Genomic DNA, 17,837 nt, shown 5'->3' on the forward strand with positions numbered 1-17,837 from the left:
CTGCTAGCCAATCTGTGGTGGCGGAACTTCAGTCACTGTCGGCGTCGGCGTTGGTCCGATTCTGCCAACGGTGATGGTGACAACTGAGCCACGATCCAGTTTGGCTCCGGCCTTGGGTGACTGCGCAAGCACAGTGCCAGCAACATCTGCCCCGGTGTCCTGATAGATGACCTGCGGATCAAAGCCAGCTTGAACAATGTCGCTTCGAGCCTGCGCTTCTGTGGATCCGATAACAGAAGGCACCTTGACACTGCTCGAGGCGATCTTGATCGACACAGTGCTGCCGACGTTGATCTGCTCACCTTCACCTGGCGTTTGAGACACAACGTTTCCAGCAGGCTGCTTGGAATCCACCTCGCCGACGGGACCAAGTTGAAGCCCGACTTCTTCCAGAGCGAAGCGCGCGTCATCGACGGAGGTCAGGCCGACCAACAGTGGAACGGGAACCTGTTCCTTGCCACTGCTGACTGTGACATTTACGGCCTGGCCCTCCTCAAGTGATTCGCCCGATGCTGGCAGTTGCGCGATGATGCGCCCGAGCGGTCGGTCTGAGACCTCGGTGGTCTGACCGCCGAGACTGAGATTCGAAGCACTCAGGAGGGATTGGGCGCTTTCGACCGTGAGGCCTTCGAGGTTGGGAACACTGACCTTGTTCGTGCTTGCGCCTCCAAGTAGCGGTAGGACGAAGAACAAGGCTGCGGCTACGGCTCCGACGATCGCGACGACTGCGATAGCCCAGAATGCACCGCCGCGACCACGACGCTGTTGCTGTTGGTACCGCGCGTAGGCCGCGCTGCCGGAGGCTTCTACTGGCGAGAGCATCTGCGTGTGCTCACTGGCCATCATTGTTGGCACGGCCATAGTCATCGGGCCGCCTTGAATCACACGCTCAACATCGGCACGGAACTCACCAGCAGTCTGGTAGCGCTCGTCAGTGCGCTTGGCCAAAGCTGCAAGGACGATGAGATCAATCTCTGGTGAGACGCCATTGTCGATCTGTGAAGGAGGTGTTGGCATCTCGGAGACATGTTGGTGGGCGATGGACACCGCGGACTCGCCAATGAATGGTGGGCGACCAGTGAGCAGCTCGTAGAGCAGTACGCCAGTTGAGTAGAGATCGCTGCGCGCGTCCACCACTTCACCGCGGGCTTGCTCGGGTGACAGGTACTGCGCAGTGCCCATGACTGCCGAGCTGGCCGTGATGCTGATGCCAGATTCGTTGATGACACGAGCGATGCCGAAATCCATCACCTTCACGTCACCAGTACGAGTGAGCATCACGTTTGCCGGCTTGATATCGCGATGGACGATGCCGTGGCGGTGTGCGTAGTCCAGACCAGAGAGCACGCCTGATGCGATTTCAAGTGCCCGTTCAGGCAGTAGACGACGTCCAGCGGAGAGCAGCTGACGCAAGGTCATGCCATCAACGAATTCCATGACGATGTACGGAACGACTACCTGCGCGCCGCCGGCTTCACCATCGAGTCGGTCCTCGCCAGTGTCGTACACAGCGACGATGTTGGGGTGGTTCAAGGCTGCAGCTGATTGTGCCTCGCGACGAAAGCGAACTTGGAAATCGGGGTCACGAGCAAGGTCGGGACGCAAGATCTTGATAGCGACTCTTCGTCCAAGGCGCACATCGTGCGCCTCATGCACCTCGGCCATGCCTCCACGCCCGATGACCTCGCCAATTTCATAGCGATCACCAAGCATGCGCACGTCGCTCACACTTCCTCCATTTACTTAAGTCCAACTATCTCAGGTTGGTCTTTGAATCCAGCAGCACCGCTTCGATGACCCTCTTTGCAATTGGCGCTGCGAGACCGTTTCCACTGATCTCTGCCGTTCCGGCTTCCTCGATCATGACTGCGACAGCGACCTGAGGATTGTTTGCGGGAGCAAATGCCACGAACCATGCGACAGACGGTCGTGCATTTCCGGTTTGTGCGGTCCCGGTCTTGCCCGCCACATCTATGCCAGGGATCTGAGCATTGGAGCCGGTTCCGTTGTCCACGACGTTGACCATCATCGCCGTCTCTGATGCGGCGTTCTGCGGAGTCATGGCTTGCCGGAATACCGACGGAAGAGTCGTCTGCAGGATCGAAAGGTCAGGACCTCGGATCTGCTGCACAAGGTAGGGGTTCATCAGCACGCCCTTGTTGCCGATGGCTGAGGCAACCATGGCCATCTGCAACGCCGTTGCGCGAACTTCGAACTGTCCGATGGAGCTCAAGGCGGTCTGTGGAGCGTCGGGATCCTCAGGGAAAGTGGAGCGTGCTGCGCGCAGAGGTATCTCAAAGCTTGAATCAAAGCCCATGCTCTGCGCTTGGGCGCGCAAGGCATCATCCCCGAGTTGGTTGCCCAGATACGCGAAGGCGGTGTTGCAGGAGACGGCGAGCGCCCGCTCCAAGGTGAGGAAGCCACTGGGGCTGCATGCGCGGCCCTGCCAGTTCTGCAGTTCCTTGGTGGAGTTCGGCAAGCGGTAGGAGGCCGGTCCGGGCAGAATTGAATTGGCGGTGTACTTACCTGAGGCGAGGGCGGCGGCGGTAACCACGAGCTTGAAGGTTGAACCAGGCGGATTCAGCGCAACGAGTGGGCGATTCAGCAGTGGCTTCCTCGGATCAGCGGTGAGCTTCTCGTAGTAGGCGCGAATCTCAGCGGGATTGTGAGAGGACAACAGATTCGGATCGAAGGACGGAGATTGCGCAGACGCCAGAATCCGACCAGTTGAAGGCTCGATCGCCACAACAGCGCCAGTCTTGCTGCCCAGACCCTTGAAGGCGGCCACCTGCGCTCGACTGTTGATCGTCGTCGTGACAGCGCCGCCTTGAATCTGGCGGCCGGCGAACAGTTGCTTGGTGCGATCGACAAAGAGCAAGTCTGAGCTGCCATTGAGGATTCGGTTCTCAGTGCGCTCCAGCCCCGTCGCACCATAGACGAGCGAGTAGAAGCCTGTGATGGGTGCATACAGCGGTCCATTGGAGTAGACGCGCTTGTATCGAAGGGTGTCACCAGTCTCGACTGAACGCGCAGCGGGATCAGCAGCCACCAGGATCGGGCCGCGCTCGCGGTCGTATTGAGCGAGCAGTTGGCGTTGATTGCCGGGGCGGTCCCGATAATCGGCGGCTCGGAATACCTGGATGATCGTGATGTTGACGACGAGTGCAAGCAACAGCAGTGCCAGCACCGCGCTTACGCGGCGGATGGGGCGATTCATACTTTCCGCACCACCTGGGTCAAGGCCTCGTCAACGCCAGGGACATACACGTCAGGTCGTCGAGCACGATCCGAAATCCGAATCAACAACGCCACGATGACCCAGTTGGCAACAAGTGAGGATCCGCCGTAGGACAGGAATGGAGTCGTCAGCCCGGTCAGAGGAATCAATCGCGTCACACCCCCGGCGATGACGAACACCTGCAGGGCCAAGGTCAGCGACAGTCCGACGGCAAGCAACTGGCCAAAGGAGTCGCGCACAGCAATGGCGGTGCGAATGCCGCGCTCAACGAGAATTGCGTACAGCAGAAGTAGCACGACAAGCCCGGTCCAGCCCAGTTCCTCGCCAATGGCAGCGATGATGAAGTCAGTGTTGGCAAAGGGCACGAAGTCGGGGTAGCCCTGACCCAGGCCGCTGCCGAACATGCCACCACTTGCCAGTCCGTACAGCGACTGCACGAGCTGGTAGCCAGTGTTGTTGGCATCGCCCCACGGATCCCACCAAATGTCCACACGATTGCGAACATGCCCGAAGGCGAAGTACGCGGCCGTGGCGCCGAATACAAACAGCGTCGCACCGAGGATCAGCCAGGAACGCCGCTGCGTGGCGATGTAGAGCATGAAGACGAACAGTCCAAAGAACAAAAGGGAAGTGCCGAGGTCGCGCTCGAAGACCAGAACCGCCAGGGACACCAGCCAGGCCACCATGATCGGACCCAGATCCTTGGGTCGGGGAAAGCCGATGCCGAAGATCTTGGTGCGCACCAAGGCCAGTGAGTCGCGCTTCATGACCAAGTAGCCGGCGAAGAAGATCGTCAGCAGGATCTTCGCGGCCTCGGCTGGCTGGAAGGACAATCCAAGGACGCGCACCCACAGTGTTGCGCCATTGACGGTGTTGCCGATCACTGGCACCAGAGGTAACACGAGTGCGACAAGACCGAGCAGACCGAAGGTGAAGGTGAAGCGCTGGAGCCTGCGGTGGTCCCTGAGCAAAATGATGGTCGCGATGAAGAGCACTACCGCTACTGCGAACCACGTCAGTTGCGCATAAACATCAGGGGTGGGCGCGGGCGCATCGTTGCGTTCGGCGCGCTGTGCTGCAGCAACGTCAATGCGATAGATCATCACTAGGCCGAGCACAGTCAGCAAGGTTGCAATGGGCAGGAGTATCGGATCCGCGTAGCTTGCCCTCAAGCGCACCACGATGTGCATGGCGATCGCCAGCACACCGACGATGCTGACGGTGATCCACATCGGAACAGTCATGCCCTCGCCGGTGGCCCAACCAATCTGAACTGCGGCAATTACCCCAAGGGCCCACGCGCCAATGATCAGCAGAAGCTCAGTCGTACGGCGTGTGGGCTGCCGAGTTGGCACATTCAGAAATGCCATCAGTTCGGAGTTCCTGGGCAACCTACCGCGGGAGTCTCGGCCTGGCATTCAGCCGCGCGTTGAGCGAGTTCTCTGGTGATGCGAGCTGCGTCATTCTCGTCTGCGGCAGGAATGCCCTTGCTGACCAATTCCTGATCAAACAGTGGCAGCGTGCCAACTGCGACTTGGCTGTCGGTCGTGACTCGAGACAGTGAGAACCCAAGTGCTGAGCCAGGAATCCCGTTGTAGACAGCCACAGTTCCGGTGCCGGGGTTGCCGTACACGCTGACGTACCACTGATGCTGCAACCAGCTGCGGCCGGCAAAGACGCTGACAGCGACGACTGCGAGAATCGCGATGATGCTGAGTATCCACTGCAGTGAACGACGCCGTCGCACCTCGCGCTTTCGCACCTGCAAGGCGTTCTCGGGAGTGGCAGCCGCAGCGCGTGCTCTGGCGATCGCGACGTTTTCGGGATCTGGTTCGGCATCGAGGGGAAACTCCACATGGGGAAGGCGTTCGCGCACGCGTAATTCACCGGCTGCGCCGACAACGACAGGAAGAATCGTTGAGTCAGCAATGTCAAGGTCGTAATCAATGACATCGGCGACGACGACGGTGACGTTGTCCGGTGCGCCATACTCCAGCGCGCGGTCGACCAGTCGGGTGACACAACCGGTGGGCTCCCCCTCGGCTAGCAGCAGTCCAATTTCCTCGTTGCTCATGACACCCGAGAGCCCGTCCGAGCACAGCAGATAGCGATCGCCAGCCCGCGCTTCGCGCACGGAGAGATCAGCCTCAACCGGATTCACACCATCAAGTGCCCGCATTAGCAGTGAACGGCGGGGGTGTGTTGCGGCCTCCTCCTCCGAGATGCGTCCGGCGTCAACGAGTGTCTGCACATACGTGTGGTCGTGTGTGAGCTGGCTCAGCTCGCCATCGCGCAGGAGATAGGCGCGTGAGTCGCCTACGTGCACGACTGCAAGCCGAGCGCCGAGCCAATACAAGGCAGTGACAGTGGTGCCCATGCCCTCAACCTCAGTGTCGTGCCGCACGAGCTCGACGATCGAGTTGCCGATGCGATCAACAGCGTCAGCCAATGCGGTGACCGGATCGGACGGAGGGGTCGCGTCGAGTTCGGCGAGAATCGCTACGGCGGTGGCTGAAGCCAGCTCACCGGCGGCGTGGCCACCCATACCGTCAGCAATGACGAGCAGGCTTGGGCCCGCATAGCCGGAGTCCTCATTTCCAGGACGTACTAGTCCAACATCGGATCGAGCCGCGTAGCGCAGTTGCATTGGCTGCTCCGCTACTTCTGCAATTGCAAGGTAGTTCGGCCCACGCGCAAGGGAACTCCAACGGGCAGAGCCGTGGCGCTTGTGATGCGAGTGCGATCAATCCAGGTGCCGTTGGTCGAGCCGAGATCCTCAACCATCCAGACGCCATCTATGACGAAGACGCGAGTGTGACGACTGGAGGCGTAGTCGTCTTCGACAACGACTGTTGAATCAGGAGCGCGCCCGATGGTCACATCGGCAGTGCCAAGTGGGATGACAGTGCCGCTGAGGGCTCCATCAGTGACGATCAACTTTGAGCCACGCACTTTTGCTGCCTTGTTCTTGGGAACCTTGGCAGGGCGTGGCGGTCGTGGGGTGCGGCCAAGGGCTATGGGCCGAGCCTCAGCCGGTTGCTTGAGATCTCGTCGAAGGACCAACACAGTGGTCAGCACGAACAGCCACATCAGTCCCAGAAAGGCAAGCCTTGCGAGGGTGAGTCCGAGCTCGGACACAGGTCACAGGCTCCGGAACACGAGGGTGGTGGAGCCCACCTGAATAGCGGTGCCCTCGGCCAGCTCAAGCTCGGTGATGCGTTGCCCACCAACAGTGGTGCCATTGGTGGAATTGAGATCGCGGACGCGCAGCGGAGTGCCCATCACGATCTCGCAGTGGTGCCGGGAAACGCCAGGATCATCGACCCGAATGTCGACATCGGCTCCGCGCCCAATGCGAGTCACCGCACGGACAAGCGGGTAGGCCGTTCTTCCGACTTCCAGGCGAGGTTGACCGCCCAGTGCTGCACCTTCTGTGCTGTCCAGATCGGCGCTTCCACTTTGAGCCGCAACCTCAGCGCGCGCTTCACTGCGCACCCGGAAGATGCCCGTCTCAAGGTCCTCATCTTGGGAGATCGTCACGTGAACCCCGCCTAGCAGGGTGTAGCGCTGTTCAGCGGCGTAGCCCTGCACCAAGGTGATGAGCTCTCCTTGCAGAGCATCGCGAAAGACTGCCAAGCGGGTGTAGTCATGGCCGGAGAGTTCGATGTTGAAGACATTTGGGACGACAGTGCGGCTGCGGTCCATGATCGCCGCACGATCATCGAGTTCACGCTGCAATGCAGATGCGATCTCCACCGGTTGGACCTCGGCTTTGAAGGCACGCGCAAACGCCCCATTGACCATCCGGTCGAGGGAGTCCTCAAACCGAGCAAGCAGCCCCACACACACCTCGTTCGATCGACAATCGTCTTGGCATGGTACCTCGCATACTTGTGGAATCCCCGAGGCGCGACTTCGCGTGAAGTCGCACTCTCATGTGAGAGATGCTTCGTACGTCAGGCGGAAAGCAGCGCCTGTTCCAATCGCGCCAAACTGGCTTCCATCATGTGTTGGGGGACAACGGGAAAGGTCACGCGATCGCGGTACTTCTCAGGGATTGCGGCCCAGTCGACATAGTTGGCGACTTCGGTCTCGGAATCGCTGATGGGTGTGAGCGAGATGCCGTAGAAATGGCCGAATGCTGGACGGCCAACCGTGCCCACGCTCCACTCCAGAAGTCGATTCGGCTCGATGGCAGTGACCGTGTTGAGCACGTCGTATTTGCCCATCTCGGGCACGTCCCCCAGTGGCTCGCGGTCCATGTTGATGATGAAGGTGTCGCCCACCGCGGTCAGCGGCTTGTCATCAGGTGCCGAGATCAACATGCCCGAACCGTCCATCGCTACATGCCCGGAGGGCAAGGTGACCAGCGAGAAGATGACCTCCGCTGACGCCGGGATTACTCGAGTGACGGTCATGCGGGTTGCTTCAGACACGGTGCTCCTTGGAGATACAGGTCAGACAGGCTCTGGACTGTGAGATTAGCGCCCTGATTGACCCTGTACGCTCTGCTTGCTTCAAAGCAAGGTAGGCGCGAGTGGCGGAATAGGCAGACGCGCACGGTTCAGGTCCGTGTGCCCGAAAGGGTGTGGGGGTTCAACTCCCCCCTCGCGCACCACCCCATGGTTTCCCATGGGCGACCCCAGTCAGGGGCTAGCGGCGTTCTTCGTGATGCTGACTTTTTGGCTCCACGAGGCATGATGGAAACATGCGGACCGGGCGATTGGCGGCTTTTGGCGCGCTCGCGGTGGTCACAGTCCTGGGTCTTTCTGGCTTGCCAGACTCCGTGGCGGCCCCCGATCCCAGCCTGCAGCAGGTCAGAGCGCAGGTTCGAGACCTGCAGATGAGTGCCGCCGGTGCGGCCGAGCGAGCTAGCGCGGCCCAGTTGCGCCTGTCCGGTATTTCCAAGAGCTTGACTGCAATGCAAAGGCGCGCGGATCGTGAGCTTGCCGCCTATCAGGCCGCGGCCGCGAACGTGGAGCGCTTGGCACGCGATGCCTACATGAGCGGCGGCCTGGACTCAACTCTTGAGATCCTGATGGCCGATGATCCGACTGCATTGCTCAACCAGGCTGCCGTTGTCACCCAACTGCAGCAGAAGCAGATCGCCCAGATGCGTCGCGCAAAGACCACAGGCCTGCGTGTTGCACAGACCCAGGCCCAGATCGCGGATCAGGAGAGTGCCGCGAGGGTAGTTCGCGATGAGTTGGCGCGGGCAAAGGCGGAATCGGACGCTCGGGTGGCGCAAGCACAGGCAGTGCTTGACAGCCTGGAGGAAGCCGACCGGCAGCGCCTGGCCCGCATTGCTCAGGAGGAGCGCGCTCGGGATATCGCTGCGGCTCGAGCCCAGCAGGAGGCGCAGGACGCACAGGACGCACGGGATCGGCAGGACGGAAACGACCAGCGACCGTCATCGGTAGGTGCTGACACCCGGGCCGAGGGCGAATTTGTTGGCGGCACTCGGGGTGAGACTGCAGTGAAGTACGCGCTCTCCCAGGTGGGAGATCGGTACTCGTTCAGCGCCGACCCGCCGAGCTCCTGGGACTGCTCGAAGCTGACGGCGGCGGCCTGGGGCAAGGCCGGCGTGGGACTGACCGCCCTCAGCTATACGCAGTGGGACCAGACCAGGCGGGTGCCGGTCAGCGACATTCGTCCAGGAGACCTGGTCTTCTACTTTGGCAAAGGCGCGCATCATGTGGCGATATACATCGGCAACGGGAAGATGGTCAGCGCCTCCAATCCCTCTGATGGAGTGGAGATCATCGACTTCCTTGGACCTTGGTACAGAGAACGCTTCAGCGGTGTGGGACGGGTCATGTAGGACCAGTTCAGTGCTTGCCGAGTTGCTCCCAGACCATGCCGTCTGGCGTATCGCGCACTTCGATGCCGGCGTCGGTCAGTGAATCGCGCACAAGGTCACTCATTGCGTAGTCCTTGTTCTCGCGGGCGAGTCGGCGAACCTCCAGAGCGATATTCACCAGCGGCTCCAGAACGACTCGGGTGTCAACCAGACCGTTGCGAGCAGTGTCAGCCAACTGCACCAGCATCGAGCGAAGCGCCTCGTGGGCCTGGATTGACGTGGTACTGAAGAGCTCGGACTCAACCTCAAGGGCAATCGCCGCGGCCCCATCAGTGTCGCCTTCAGTCAGTAGTGCAGCGAAGCGCTGGGCGGGATCGTTGCTGGAAGTGGCTGTCGACTCGGGAGCCTCGGCGACATTGACTGGTTGGTTCTTGAAGAAGTGACGCACGTGATCGACGGTGGTCGTGCTGCCAGCGGCGATGAATTCGAGTTCATCACGATTGCGTAGCGTCAGTCCGCCAGGCCCGTAGACAGAGATCTCGTCGGTGTTCAGGTCCATGACCACGGCGGTGTGCTCATCGACACCAATGACTCCGATACCGGCGGGCAGCAAGGCTTCAAGAGTCTTGAGTCGCTCAAGGCCGATGTAGCAGCAACTGGTGTCGTGTCGACCGCCTTCGCGGTTGTCGAAGTGTGGAACAACAACTGCTTGGATTCCGGTTGCGGTGCCCAGCAGGTTGAGTCCATGAAGCCAATAGGGGTCCAGTCCCACTTTGTAGATCTCATAGACCGGAATGGCATAGCTGCCGATCGTGGCCGCCGCTGCACTTCCGATGACCAGAGTGCCGTTGCGCGTCAAGACCTCGGCCAAGGCCCCCGGAATTGGGGTGTCCTGCCAATGCTGCAGCGCATATGAAGGACTCCCCGGACCGGCGAAGACCCAGTCGGAGCGATTGATGAGCGCAAGAGTGCGCTCGCGATCAAGAACGGGATCGTCCTTGCGTCGCCATTTACCGATTTCAATGGTCTGACCAACAGACTCATCGAAGTACTGCTGATATTTCGATGAGAGGTCATCGGCATTGACCTGGAAGCCGAAAGGCGTGTCGAGCATCATTTTTGCGCCATCGCCAAGGTTGGCAAACAAGGTGCGATGCAACTTCACCATGCCTGGGGCATTCTCACCGGAACCCATGATGACCAGGCGTCCACTCACGAGACCAGCATGGCCTACTTCACGAGCGCAACAAAACAGCGATGCTTCAGCCAGCAGATCGGGAGACTTCTTCCCAAGCCTTCCAGTCACTGAGTCGACGCTGGTATGCGCCGGTCACGATGTCGACTGCCTGATTGCCAAGCAGCAATCGCACTGGCGGCTTCTCGGCGTCGACAACGGCAAAGAGTGCAGCGATGCTGTCATGGGCATCTGATCCGGCCGCGGTGCCGAACAGCTTGGCGAGTTTTTCATGCGAAGCCACGTAGTCGGGATGAATCTGTGAAGTACGACGACCGGCAGTGCCAAAACCAGTGTCGTATCCGCCCGGTTCGATCAACGTCACGCTGATGCCGAACTTGCGCACCTCCTGGGCGAGGGCTTCAGACAGACCTTCAAGGGCCCATTTCGATGCGCTGTACAGCCCCATGCCGCCGGCTGCCGTCAGCCCACTGGCGCTGCTGACCTGGATGAGATGGCCCGATCCCTGAGCGCGCAGGAACGGCAGCGCCGCCTGAGTGACCCAGATGACGCCAAAGACATTGGTGTCAAACTGGGCACGGATCTCCGCCTCGGTCAACTCCTCGACATAGCCGATATGACCGAAGCCGGCGTTGTTGACGACCACATCGAGTTGTCCGAAATGCGCGTGCCCGGTCGCAACTGCTTCGAACACCGCGTCCTTGTCAGAGACATCCAGTCGCAAGGGCAGAATTGCATCGCCGTACTTGGCCACCAGCGGCTCCAGTGGTGCCAGGTCCCGAGCGGTGGCCACTACCTTGTCGCCTCTCTCGAGTGCCGCCTGAGTCCACACGAAGCCGAATCCGCGTGATGTCCCGGTGATGAACCAAACCTTCATGGGTGCCCCAATTCGCAACGATGAGTGCCGAAGGTACTGAAATTCTGATGCGCTTGTGCAGGTGGCAGAAATCTGGCGTTGAACAATCGTTCATGAGCGTGTGTCGCAGCTGCGTCATTCGCCGATCCTTCCCGCCTCAACGTCGTACTCTTCGCGGATGGCAACCTACGTGTGCGTAGTTGAGCCATTTGCCAGAGTGCATGTCACGGTCGTAGACGAGCTCAAGGCCTACCCCGAGGAGATGCTGAAGGACCGAGGCAACAAATGGCTGACGGCCTCGGAATTGTCCGCCTGGGAGTCGATGCAGGCCAAGCAGACCCGCCGGATGGAGTGGCTGTTCGGCCGCATCGCCTTGAAAGAGGCGGTGATCGCCTGGATGCTGGAGATGCATCAGCTGAAGGTCGATGCCAAGGAGCTGATCATCACCCGTACCGAGGCTGGAGCGCCTCAAGCTACGTGGGCAGACGGACGCCACATCGAGTTGCCCGTGGTGTCCCTCGCGCATGCGCCCGGAGTCATGGTGGCCGCAGTTTCGGGCGCCGAATCTGTCGGCGTGGACGTTGAGCGCTCCAGTCGGCAGGCTCCTGCAGTAGCCCGCGTGCTGACCGAAACGGAGGCTGCGCTCGTCGCTGATGAGCAGATGACCCTGCTCACGGCTGTTGTTGCCAAGGAGGCTGCATCAAAGGCCGTTGGCCTTGGCCTTGGCGGCGATCTGCGCAGATGGCCCATTGTTTCAGCCAGTCCAACGGCGCACTTTGTCAGTTGCGTGGACGATCCGGAGCTGTTGCTGAAAGTGGATTTTCTGAATGTGCCTGGCCTGGTGCTTGGCGTCTGCGTCGTCATCTAGACCAGCTGATTCACAACGCGGCCAGCGGTGGCAGCTCCATCCTTGCCGGACAAGTGCGCAGGATGTCCTGCAAGGCCGTCTTCTCTTGCACATCCACTGCCAGTCGCCAGCGGTACTTCACGCCGACCCATGCCTTTGCGTATCGACAGGTGTCCGCTGTTCGCGGTGGCATCCACTCCGCTGGATCCTGCTCCCCCTTCGAACGATTCGATGAGGCACTCACGGCGTTCAGAGAATTGGCGTACCCCAAGTCATTGGCAAAAGCCTTGCGCTCTTCGGCGCTCCACCGCCAAGCCCCAGAATCCCACGCCTCTTTCAAAGGGACTTGATGATCAATATCGAAGCCGCGAGTGTTGGTGGTCACGACGCCGTCGTAGGCAGAAAACCATTGGCCATCAACAACAATGCAGCCATTGATGGTGCCAGCTGTGCGTTGACGAATGAACACGTCCTGCCTGGTGGTGCACCCCTGCTGCTTGATCCAATGTCTGAACAGCGATCGGTCGTAGCCGGTCTGGTGTTCGGGTGCGACTGGCAGAGAGTTCAGCACAGTCCGTGCCAGTTGGGTTGTGGCGCTCGCAGGTGTAGCAAAGGCTATGCCGCTTCCCGCGAGCAAGCCCGCGAGCGCAATGGCAATCGGACTTCGCATGACTGCACCGTAACGATGCGGATCCTGACTAGAGCTTGTCGAGCACGCAGTCGGCCGTGCTGGCAAGTACGGAGAAGCCGTCCTCTTCAGGCAGGAACTCGGTGACGACTCCATTTTCGATGACCATGGCGTATCGCTTGGAGCGCAAGCCAAGTGCAGGCACTGTGACGTCCATGCCCACTGCCTTGGCGAATTCGCCAAGGGGATCTGCGGCCATCACGAACTGGTCGCCAACGCCCTGCTCCTTGCCCCAGGCATCCATGACGTAGGCGTCATTCACCGAGACGCACACGATGCTGTCCACGCCCTTGGCCGAGAGTTCATCGGCTCGCTGCACGTAACTTGGCAGGTGCATCTTTGAGCAGCCTGGCGTGAAGGCTCCAGGCACAGCAAACAGCACGACGCGTCCGCTGCCGAGTACCTCGCTGCTGGGGATCGACGCCGCGCGCCCCTCGCGAATGATCATGAACTCAAGTTGGGGAACGCTGTCTCCCACGGCAATTGTCATGAGGGGGAGCCTAGGAGAGCAGGAGCCCACCATGGGTGGAAACCCCCGCGGGAGATCACCTGTGATGCCTTCGGCGAGAATCACCCAATGCCTTCTTTCCCAACCGACACCGATGTCCTTGTCGTCGGGGCTGGGCCAGCGGGTGCAGCGGCAGCTGCTTGGGCCGCCCGCGGCGGCCTGGACGTGGTGCTGGCCGATGCTCAGGTCTTTCCCCGCGACAAGACCTGCGGAGATGGGCTGACTCCACGAGCCGTCCACGAACTCAATGAGCTGGGCTTGGGCGATTGGCTGCAAGGTCAGCCACGCAATCTGGGACTTCGGGCAGCCGGGTTCGGGCAGACCTTGATGCTGCCGTGGCCTGGCGGCTCCTTGCCCGACTACGGATCCGCAGTGCCTCGCACCGAGCTGGATGCCCGCATTCGCCAGGTCGCATTGGCGGCTGGAGCAATTCCCCTGGATGGACATCGAGCCATTGATGTTGAACTCGATGCGGGTCGCGTTGTTTCGGTGACGTTCACCTGCGTGGAGGATGGCAAGAAGGTCAGTCGCGTGGTGCGATGCAGGAGATTGATCGTGGCCGACGGTGCCAAGTCTCAGTTGGGGCGTCGACTTGGGCGCCAGTGGCACAAGCAGACGGCCTATGGCGTCGCTGGACGCGCCTACATTCGAAGTGAACGATCAGATGACAAGTGGATCTCATCGCATCTGGAGTTGCGCGGCGAACAAAACGAGGTGCTGTCGGGCTATGGCTGGATCTTCCCGCTCGGTGATGGCGAAGTGAACATCGGCGTAGGGACTTTGGCAACAACCAAGCGCCCGGCCGACGTCAACCTGCGCGCCTTGACTGAGCTCTACACCGATCAGCAGCGCGAGCAATGGAAGCTTGACGGCGAGCTGAAGCAGTTCTCGTCTGCGCTGTTGCCGATGGGTGGGGCGGTCAGCAATATCGCCGGAAGCAACTGGATGCTTGTCGGTGATGCAGCCGGGTGCGTGAACCCCCTTAACGGTGAGGGCATCGACTATGGCTTGGAAACCGGACACCTGGTTGCCGAAATGCTTATACAGACCAAAGACAATTCGACTTTGGACTACTCCAACATCTGGCCTGGCGAATTGAGCATTCGCTACGGAAACGCTTTCTCAATTGCCCGCCGGCTTGCGGGATTGCTCACTGTTCCTGGTTTCATCAAGACTCTGGGGCCAGTGGGTATGCGATCGACAGGACTCATGACCATCGCTCTTCGCGTGATGGGAAACCTGGTGACCGACGAGGATCGGGATGCAACTGCACGAGTCTGGCGACTCGCAGGTCGGGCCAGTCTTCGGATCGACGCGCGTCCGCCGTTCTCCTAGAGTTCGAACTCGTCGCTGAGCACTGTCTCCTGCAGTGACAAGCGCAAGGGCATCATGCGCAAGACCGCCGGTGGCCCATCGAGCAACTCCTGCATCTGAGGCAGCATCTCTCCGACGGCTGGCGCCTGCATGTGCTCGCGTTGGGCATCCTCGTTGGCGAAGACCTCATACATCCAGACCAAGTCGTCATTGTCTGGATCAATAGACAGGGTGAAGATCTCCGTGCCGGGTTCTTCACCAAGACGATCCAGGTAGTTGTTCAGCACATCAAGCAGTGCCGGTCGCAAACCTGGCTTGCAGGTCAGCCGAATCAAGGATGCGGTGCGACCCGCCAGCAGCACTTGGACGGGTGCATTCGCGGAGGCATTGCCGGCCATGGGTCCTCCGGATCAGGCGTAGTTGTGCAGGTACCAGGCGTAGGTGGTTTCCAGACCCTCGCGCAAGGAGATCTGTGGCTTCCAGCCGAGCTCATTGATGCGTCGGGTATCCAGCAGTTTGCGTGGCATGCCATCGGGCTTGGACGAATCCCATTCGATCGTGCCCTTGAACCCCACTACCGCAGCCACAGTCTCGGCGAGTTCGCGAATCGGCATGTCGTCACCAAGGCCGACATTGATGGTCTCCGGTGAGTCGTAGTGGTTGAGCAGCAGCAGGCAGGCGTCCGCAAGATCGTCGACATGCAGGAACTCGCGTCGCGGGGAGCCAGTGCCCCAGACGGTGACCGAGGCAGCGCCCGAGATCTTCGCGTCATGGAAACGGTGAATGAATGCGGGCAGTACATGCGAGGTTTCCAGATTGAAGTTGTCACCGGGGCCGTAGAGATTTGTGGGCATCGCGGAGATCCAGTGGCGGCCGTACTGCGTGCGGTGGGCCTCGATGTAGTAGATGCCCGCGATCTTGGCCATTGCGTACGCCTGATTGGTGGGCTCCAGCGGACCGGTCATCAGCGAGGACTCGGCGATCGGCTGGCTGGCATGACGCGGGTAGATGCATGAGGAGCCCAGGAAGAGCAGTCGATCGATATCGGCTGCGTGCGCCGCGTCCATGATGTTGGTCTGCAGCAGGATGTTGTCGCGCAGGAACTCAACTGGATAGGTCGAGTTGGCCATGATGCCGCCGACCTTGGCCGCTGCATCGATGACGATGTCGGGCTTGGCCTCGAGAATGGCGTCGAAGGTGGCCTGACGATTACGCAAGTCGAGCTCGCTGGAGCGCCAGCCGACAACTTCGCCGACTCCCGCCGTCTTCAGCGCGCGGACGATCGCAGAACCAACGAGCCCGTTGTGCCCGGCGACATAGACCTTGGCATCGCCCCAGGCGATTTCCGGCAGCATTTGCCCATTCTGGCACAGGGCGCGCGCGATGCCGATGGTCAGCGAGGTCGACTTCACGCAAGGATTGCGCCATGCGAGTTATCACCCCCGAGCAACTGGCCCGAATCTTCGACGGACTTCCCGATAACCCCCGGGTGGTGGCCTCGGGAAACTTCGCCACTCCACATGTGCTGCTGGGCGCACTTGACGCCCATGTCGCACAATTCAGACTGCACATGCTCAACGCTCAGGCCGGGCTCCCAGCGCGAGACGGTGTGCACTACGAGACGGCCTTCATCGGAGCCGGAATGCGCGGCTACCCAGATCTTGAATACATCCCCTGCCGTTTGAGTCTGGTTCCGGTGCTGTTTCGCGATCACTACCGTCCTGACGTGGTGCTGTTGCACACGTCCCGTCGTCACTTTGACACTGTGAGCCTTGGAACTGAAGTCAATGTGCTGCCTGCTGCGATCGAATCCGCGCGCGCACATGGCGGCCTGGTGATTGCGCAGGCCAATCCGCAAATGCCGTACACCTATGGCGATGCCCAAATCTATGAGAATGACATCGACTACTTGGTCGAGGTGGATGAGTCATTGCCCGCCCACCCGGCCGGAGCAATCAGTGACATCTCAATGGAGATTGGCAGCCGCATCGCTGCTGTCGTCAAGGACGGTTCGACGATGCAATTGGGGATCGGCGCGGTGCCAGATGCAGTGCTGTCTGGTTTGACTGGGCACAAGGGACTGCGCGTGTGGACTGAGATGTTCAGCGACGGAGTGCTGGCGCTGGACAGGGCAGGTGCGCTGGATGCGCAGATCCCCCTCACTGCAAGTTTTCTGTTCGGTTCGCGAGAGCTGTATGACTGGGTAGATATGAATCGCTCCATTCGGATGATGCGCACCGAGAGAGTGAATGATCCGGGCGCCATTGCCCGGCAAGCGCAGATGACAAGCGTGAACGCGGCATTGCAGGTGGATCTGTTCGATCAAGCAAATGCAAGTCGAATCAGTGGGCGCATCTTCTCGGGCTTTGGCGGATCAACGGACTTTGTTGTGGGTGCCTTGCACTCACGCGGCGGGCGCTCCTTCATCGCGCTGCCGTCTTGGCACCCGAAGGCAGATGTGTCGACCATCGTGCCCAGAATCACGGAGCCTGTCACGAGTTTTCAACACAGTGCCGTCGTCACGGAAAACGGCATTGCTGATGTATTTGGACGTTCGCAAAGTGAGCAGGCCACCAACATCATCAAGAACGCTGCGCACCCAAGCGTTCGCGAGGCCTTGACCGCCTCGGCCAAGGAGTTCAACCTCATTTGAGGATTAGGGTTCAGCCATGATCGGACGCAAGAGCAAGACGCCGCTCCCGCCTGGCAAGTACCGCATGGGTGGCAAGCACTTCAAGAACGACAAGGCCTTCATCAAGACGGCTGTCGGTGATGTCCAGCGTCTGGAGAAGTACTGCGGACTCAACACGGCCTCTGCGCTTTTTGATTGGGGTTGTGGCGCTGGTCGATTGGCCGTCGGCGTCCGCGAGCACCTTGGGCGCATCCGCGACTATCACGGCGTCGATATTCAAGCCGAGCTGATTGACTGGGCTGAAGAGAATCTCTCAGGCCCCGGTTTTCGGTTCACCTATCTGAATCTCAGCAACGAGCGCTACAACCCAGATGGTTCGCGAGAGCGCAATTTGTCTGCCGACCCGGGCAGCGTTGATGTCTTCTACGCCTATTCCGTCTTCTCACATATGAACGACGAGGACACGGCGGGCTATCTGCAGCTCATCCGTGAGGCGCTCACCCCGAACGGCAAGGCATTTGTCACCTGCTTCGTGGAGGAGGATGTCGCCCCCTGGGAGGAGAACCCGGAGGGCTATGGGCCTCTGGACTGGAAGGGTCGCCTGCACTGCACGCGCTTCTCCAGATCCCACTTTGAAGATCACGTCAATACCGCCCAACTGGCTGTTGATCGCTTCGAATACGGGCAGGAAACAGATGGTCAGAGCCTGTACGTGCTGCGGTGTCGCTGAGTGGGTTTTTTGACAGCCTCAGTTAGAGT

General features: G+C 60.3%; 18 protein-coding genes and 1 tRNA gene. 6 read left to right on the plus strand and 13 right to left on the minus strand.

The genetic code is table 11. The features are described from left to right. Positions 1-3: 3 nt before the first annotated feature. The 7 genes from pknB to Q8M73_02295 all read right to left on the minus strand — a co-directional run bounded on the left by pknB (position 4) and on the right by Q8M73_02295 (position 7,674). Positions 4-1,728 carry a Stk1 family PASTA domain-containing Ser/Thr kinase gene (gene pknB / locus Q8M73_02265; protein ID MDP2287374.1) on the minus strand — a complete coding sequence of 575 codons (1,725 nt, stop codon included), beginning with the start codon at positions 1,726-1,728 and terminating at the stop codon, positions 4-6. A gap of 25 nt (positions 1,729-1,753) precedes the next feature. Next, entirely contained in the window at positions 1,754-3,217 is a 1,464-nt protein-coding gene (locus Q8M73_02270) for a penicillin-binding protein 2 (protein MDP2287375.1), read from the minus strand. After that, a complete protein-coding gene (locus tag Q8M73_02275; GenBank protein ID MDP2287376.1) occupies positions 3,214-4,608 on the minus strand; it encodes an FtsW/RodA/SpoVE family cell cycle protein in 1,395 nt (464 codons plus the stop codon). The genes Q8M73_02270 and Q8M73_02275 overlap by 4 nt, the downstream gene beginning before the upstream one ends. Next, positions 4,608-5,885 (minus strand): protein phosphatase 2C domain-containing protein, encoded by a 1,278-nt coding sequence (locus Q8M73_02280; GenBank protein ID MDP2287377.1) that lies wholly within the window; start codon positions 5,883-5,885, stop codon positions 4,608-4,610. Before Q8M73_02280 ends, Q8M73_02275 begins: the two co-directional genes overlap by 1 nt. A gap of 11 nt (positions 5,886-5,896) precedes the next feature. Then, positions 5,897-6,376, minus strand: a complete 480-nt coding sequence (locus Q8M73_02285) for an FHA domain-containing protein (protein MDP2287378.1) — start codon at positions 6,374-6,376, stop codon at positions 5,897-5,899. Positions 6,377-6,379: 3 nt separating this feature from the next. Then, entirely contained in the window at positions 6,380-7,081 is a 702-nt protein-coding gene (locus tag Q8M73_02290) for a DUF3662 and FHA domain-containing protein (protein ID MDP2287379.1), read from the minus strand. A gap of 113 nt (positions 7,082-7,194) precedes the next feature. Beyond that, positions 7,195-7,674 carry a polyketide cyclase gene (locus tag Q8M73_02295; protein MDP2287380.1) on the minus strand — a complete coding sequence of 160 codons (480 nt, stop codon included), beginning with the start codon at positions 7,672-7,674 and terminating at the stop codon, positions 7,195-7,197. Between the two features lie 95 nt (positions 7,675-7,769). Here Q8M73_02295 and Q8M73_02300 point away from each other — a divergent pair. Continuing rightward, positions 7,770-7,856: transfer RNA gene (locus Q8M73_02300), tRNA-Leu, on the plus strand. Between the two features lie 90 nt (positions 7,857-7,946). Next, positions 7,947-9,059 carry an NlpC/P60 family protein gene (locus Q8M73_02305; protein ID MDP2287381.1) on the plus strand — a complete coding sequence of 371 codons (1,113 nt, stop codon included), beginning with the start codon at positions 7,947-7,949 and terminating at the stop codon, positions 9,057-9,059. A 7-nt stretch (positions 9,060-9,066) separates the two neighbouring features. On the opposite strand, the gene Q8M73_02310 is transcribed toward Q8M73_02305, so the two are convergent. Further along, positions 9,067-10,254 carry a hypothetical protein gene (locus tag Q8M73_02310; GenBank protein MDP2287382.1) on the minus strand — a complete coding sequence of 396 codons (1,188 nt, stop codon included), beginning with the start codon at positions 10,252-10,254 and terminating at the stop codon, positions 9,067-9,069. 46 nt (positions 10,255-10,300) lie between these two features. Then, positions 10,301-11,110, minus strand: a complete 810-nt coding sequence (locus Q8M73_02315) for an SDR family NAD(P)-dependent oxidoreductase (protein MDP2287383.1) — start codon at positions 11,108-11,110, stop codon at positions 10,301-10,303. Positions 11,111-11,267: 157 nt separating this feature from the next. Between Q8M73_02315 and Q8M73_02320 the strand changes: the two genes are divergently transcribed. Beyond that, on the plus strand, positions 11,268-11,957 hold the full coding sequence (locus tag Q8M73_02320) for a 4'-phosphopantetheinyl transferase superfamily protein (protein ID MDP2287384.1): 690 nt from the start codon (positions 11,268-11,270) through the stop codon (positions 11,955-11,957). Between the two features lie 10 nt (positions 11,958-11,967). Here the strand turns inward: Q8M73_02320 and Q8M73_02325 are convergent, their stop codons facing one another. Both Q8M73_02325 and Q8M73_02330 read right to left on the minus strand, forming a co-directional pair. Then, positions 11,968-12,606: an HNH endonuclease family protein gene (locus Q8M73_02325; protein MDP2287385.1), complete on the minus strand. Its 639-nt coding sequence runs from the start codon at positions 12,604-12,606 to the stop codon at positions 11,968-11,970. A 28-nt stretch (positions 12,607-12,634) separates the two neighbouring features. Next, positions 12,635-13,114 (minus strand): peroxiredoxin, encoded by a 480-nt coding sequence (locus Q8M73_02330; protein ID MDP2287386.1) that lies wholly within the window; start codon positions 13,112-13,114, stop codon positions 12,635-12,637. An 87-nt stretch (positions 13,115-13,201) separates the two neighbouring features. Here Q8M73_02330 and Q8M73_02335 point away from each other — a divergent pair, with 87 nt between their 5' ends. Next, positions 13,202-14,467: a geranylgeranyl reductase family protein gene (locus Q8M73_02335; GenBank protein ID MDP2287387.1), complete on the plus strand. Its 1,266-nt coding sequence runs from the start codon at positions 13,202-13,204 to the stop codon at positions 14,465-14,467. Here the strand turns inward: Q8M73_02335 and Q8M73_02340 are convergent. Together Q8M73_02340 and Q8M73_02345 are read right to left on the minus strand one after the other, a co-directional pair. Beyond that, positions 14,464-14,844: an antibiotic biosynthesis monooxygenase family protein gene (locus Q8M73_02340; GenBank protein MDP2287388.1), complete on the minus strand. Its 381-nt coding sequence runs from the start codon at positions 14,842-14,844 to the stop codon at positions 14,464-14,466. The genes Q8M73_02335 and Q8M73_02340 overlap by 4 nt on opposite strands. Positions 14,845-14,856: 12 nt before the next feature. After that, positions 14,857-15,801 (minus strand): GDP-L-fucose synthase, encoded by a 945-nt coding sequence (locus tag Q8M73_02345; GenBank protein MDP2287389.1) that lies wholly within the window; start codon positions 15,799-15,801, stop codon positions 14,857-14,859. A 71-nt stretch (positions 15,802-15,872) separates the two neighbouring features. Here Q8M73_02345 and Q8M73_02350 point away from each other — a divergent pair, with 71 nt between their 5' ends. Both Q8M73_02350 and Q8M73_02355 read left to right on the plus strand, forming a co-directional pair. Continuing rightward, positions 15,873-17,099, plus strand: a complete 1,227-nt coding sequence (locus Q8M73_02350) for an acetyl-CoA hydrolase/transferase C-terminal domain-containing protein (GenBank protein ID MDP2287390.1) — start codon at positions 15,873-15,875, stop codon at positions 17,097-17,099. A 16-nt stretch (positions 17,100-17,115) separates the two neighbouring features. Continuing rightward, positions 17,116-17,808 (plus strand): class I SAM-dependent methyltransferase, encoded by a 693-nt coding sequence (locus Q8M73_02355; protein ID MDP2287391.1) that lies wholly within the window; start codon positions 17,116-17,118, stop codon positions 17,806-17,808. The last annotated feature ends 29 nt before the right edge of the window (positions 17,809-17,837 follow it).

This window comes from Actinomycetota bacterium (genome assembly GCA_030684515.1).
Taxonomy (GTDB): Bacteria; Actinomycetota; Actinomycetes; order S36-B12; family S36-B12; genus UBA11398.

Bases quoted from the DNA above. Each gene is read 5' to 3' on its own strand.
- Q8M73_02270 (MDP2287375.1), bottom strand. From the start codon at position 3,217: ATGAATCGCCCCATCCGCCGCGTAAGCGCGGTGCTGGCACTGCTGTTG.
- Q8M73_02275 (MDP2287376.1), bottom strand. From the start codon at position 4,608: ATGGCATTTCTGAATGTGCCAACTCGGCAGCCCACACGCCGTACGACT.
- Q8M73_02280 (MDP2287377.1), bottom strand. From the start codon at position 5,885: ATGCAACTGCGCTACGCGGCTCGATCCGATGTTGGACTAGTACGTCCT.
- Q8M73_02305 (MDP2287381.1), top strand. From the start codon at position 7,947: ATGCGGACCGGGCGATTGGCGGCTTTTGGCGCGCTCGCGGTGGTCACA.
- Q8M73_02315 (MDP2287383.1), bottom strand. From the start codon at position 11,110: ATGAAGGTTTGGTTCATCACCGGGACATCACGCGGATTCGGCTTCGTG.
- Q8M73_02320 (MDP2287384.1), top strand. From the start codon at position 11,268: ATGGCAACCTACGTGTGCGTAGTTGAGCCATTTGCCAGAGTGCATGTC.
- Q8M73_02325 (MDP2287385.1), bottom strand. From the start codon at position 12,606: ATGCGAAGTCCGATTGCCATTGCGCTCGCGGGCTTGCTCGCGGGAAGC.
- Q8M73_02330 (MDP2287386.1), bottom strand. From the start codon at position 13,114: ATGACAATTGCCGTGGGAGACAGCGTTCCCCAACTTGAGTTCATGATC.
- Q8M73_02335 (MDP2287387.1), top strand. From the start codon at position 13,202: ATGCCTTCTTTCCCAACCGACACCGATGTCCTTGTCGTCGGGGCTGGG.
- Q8M73_02340 (MDP2287388.1), bottom strand. From the start codon at position 14,844: ATGGCCGGCAATGCCTCCGCGAATGCACCCGTCCAAGTGCTGCTGGCG.
- Q8M73_02345 (MDP2287389.1), bottom strand. From the start codon at position 15,801: ATGCTGCCGGAAATCGCCTGGGGCGATGCCAAGGTCTATGTCGCCGGG.
- Q8M73_02350 (MDP2287390.1), top strand. From the start codon at position 15,873: ATGCGAGTTATCACCCCCGAGCAACTGGCCCGAATCTTCGACGGACTT.
- Q8M73_02355 (MDP2287391.1), top strand. From the start codon at position 17,116: ATGATCGGACGCAAGAGCAAGACGCCGCTCCCGCCTGGCAAGTACCGC.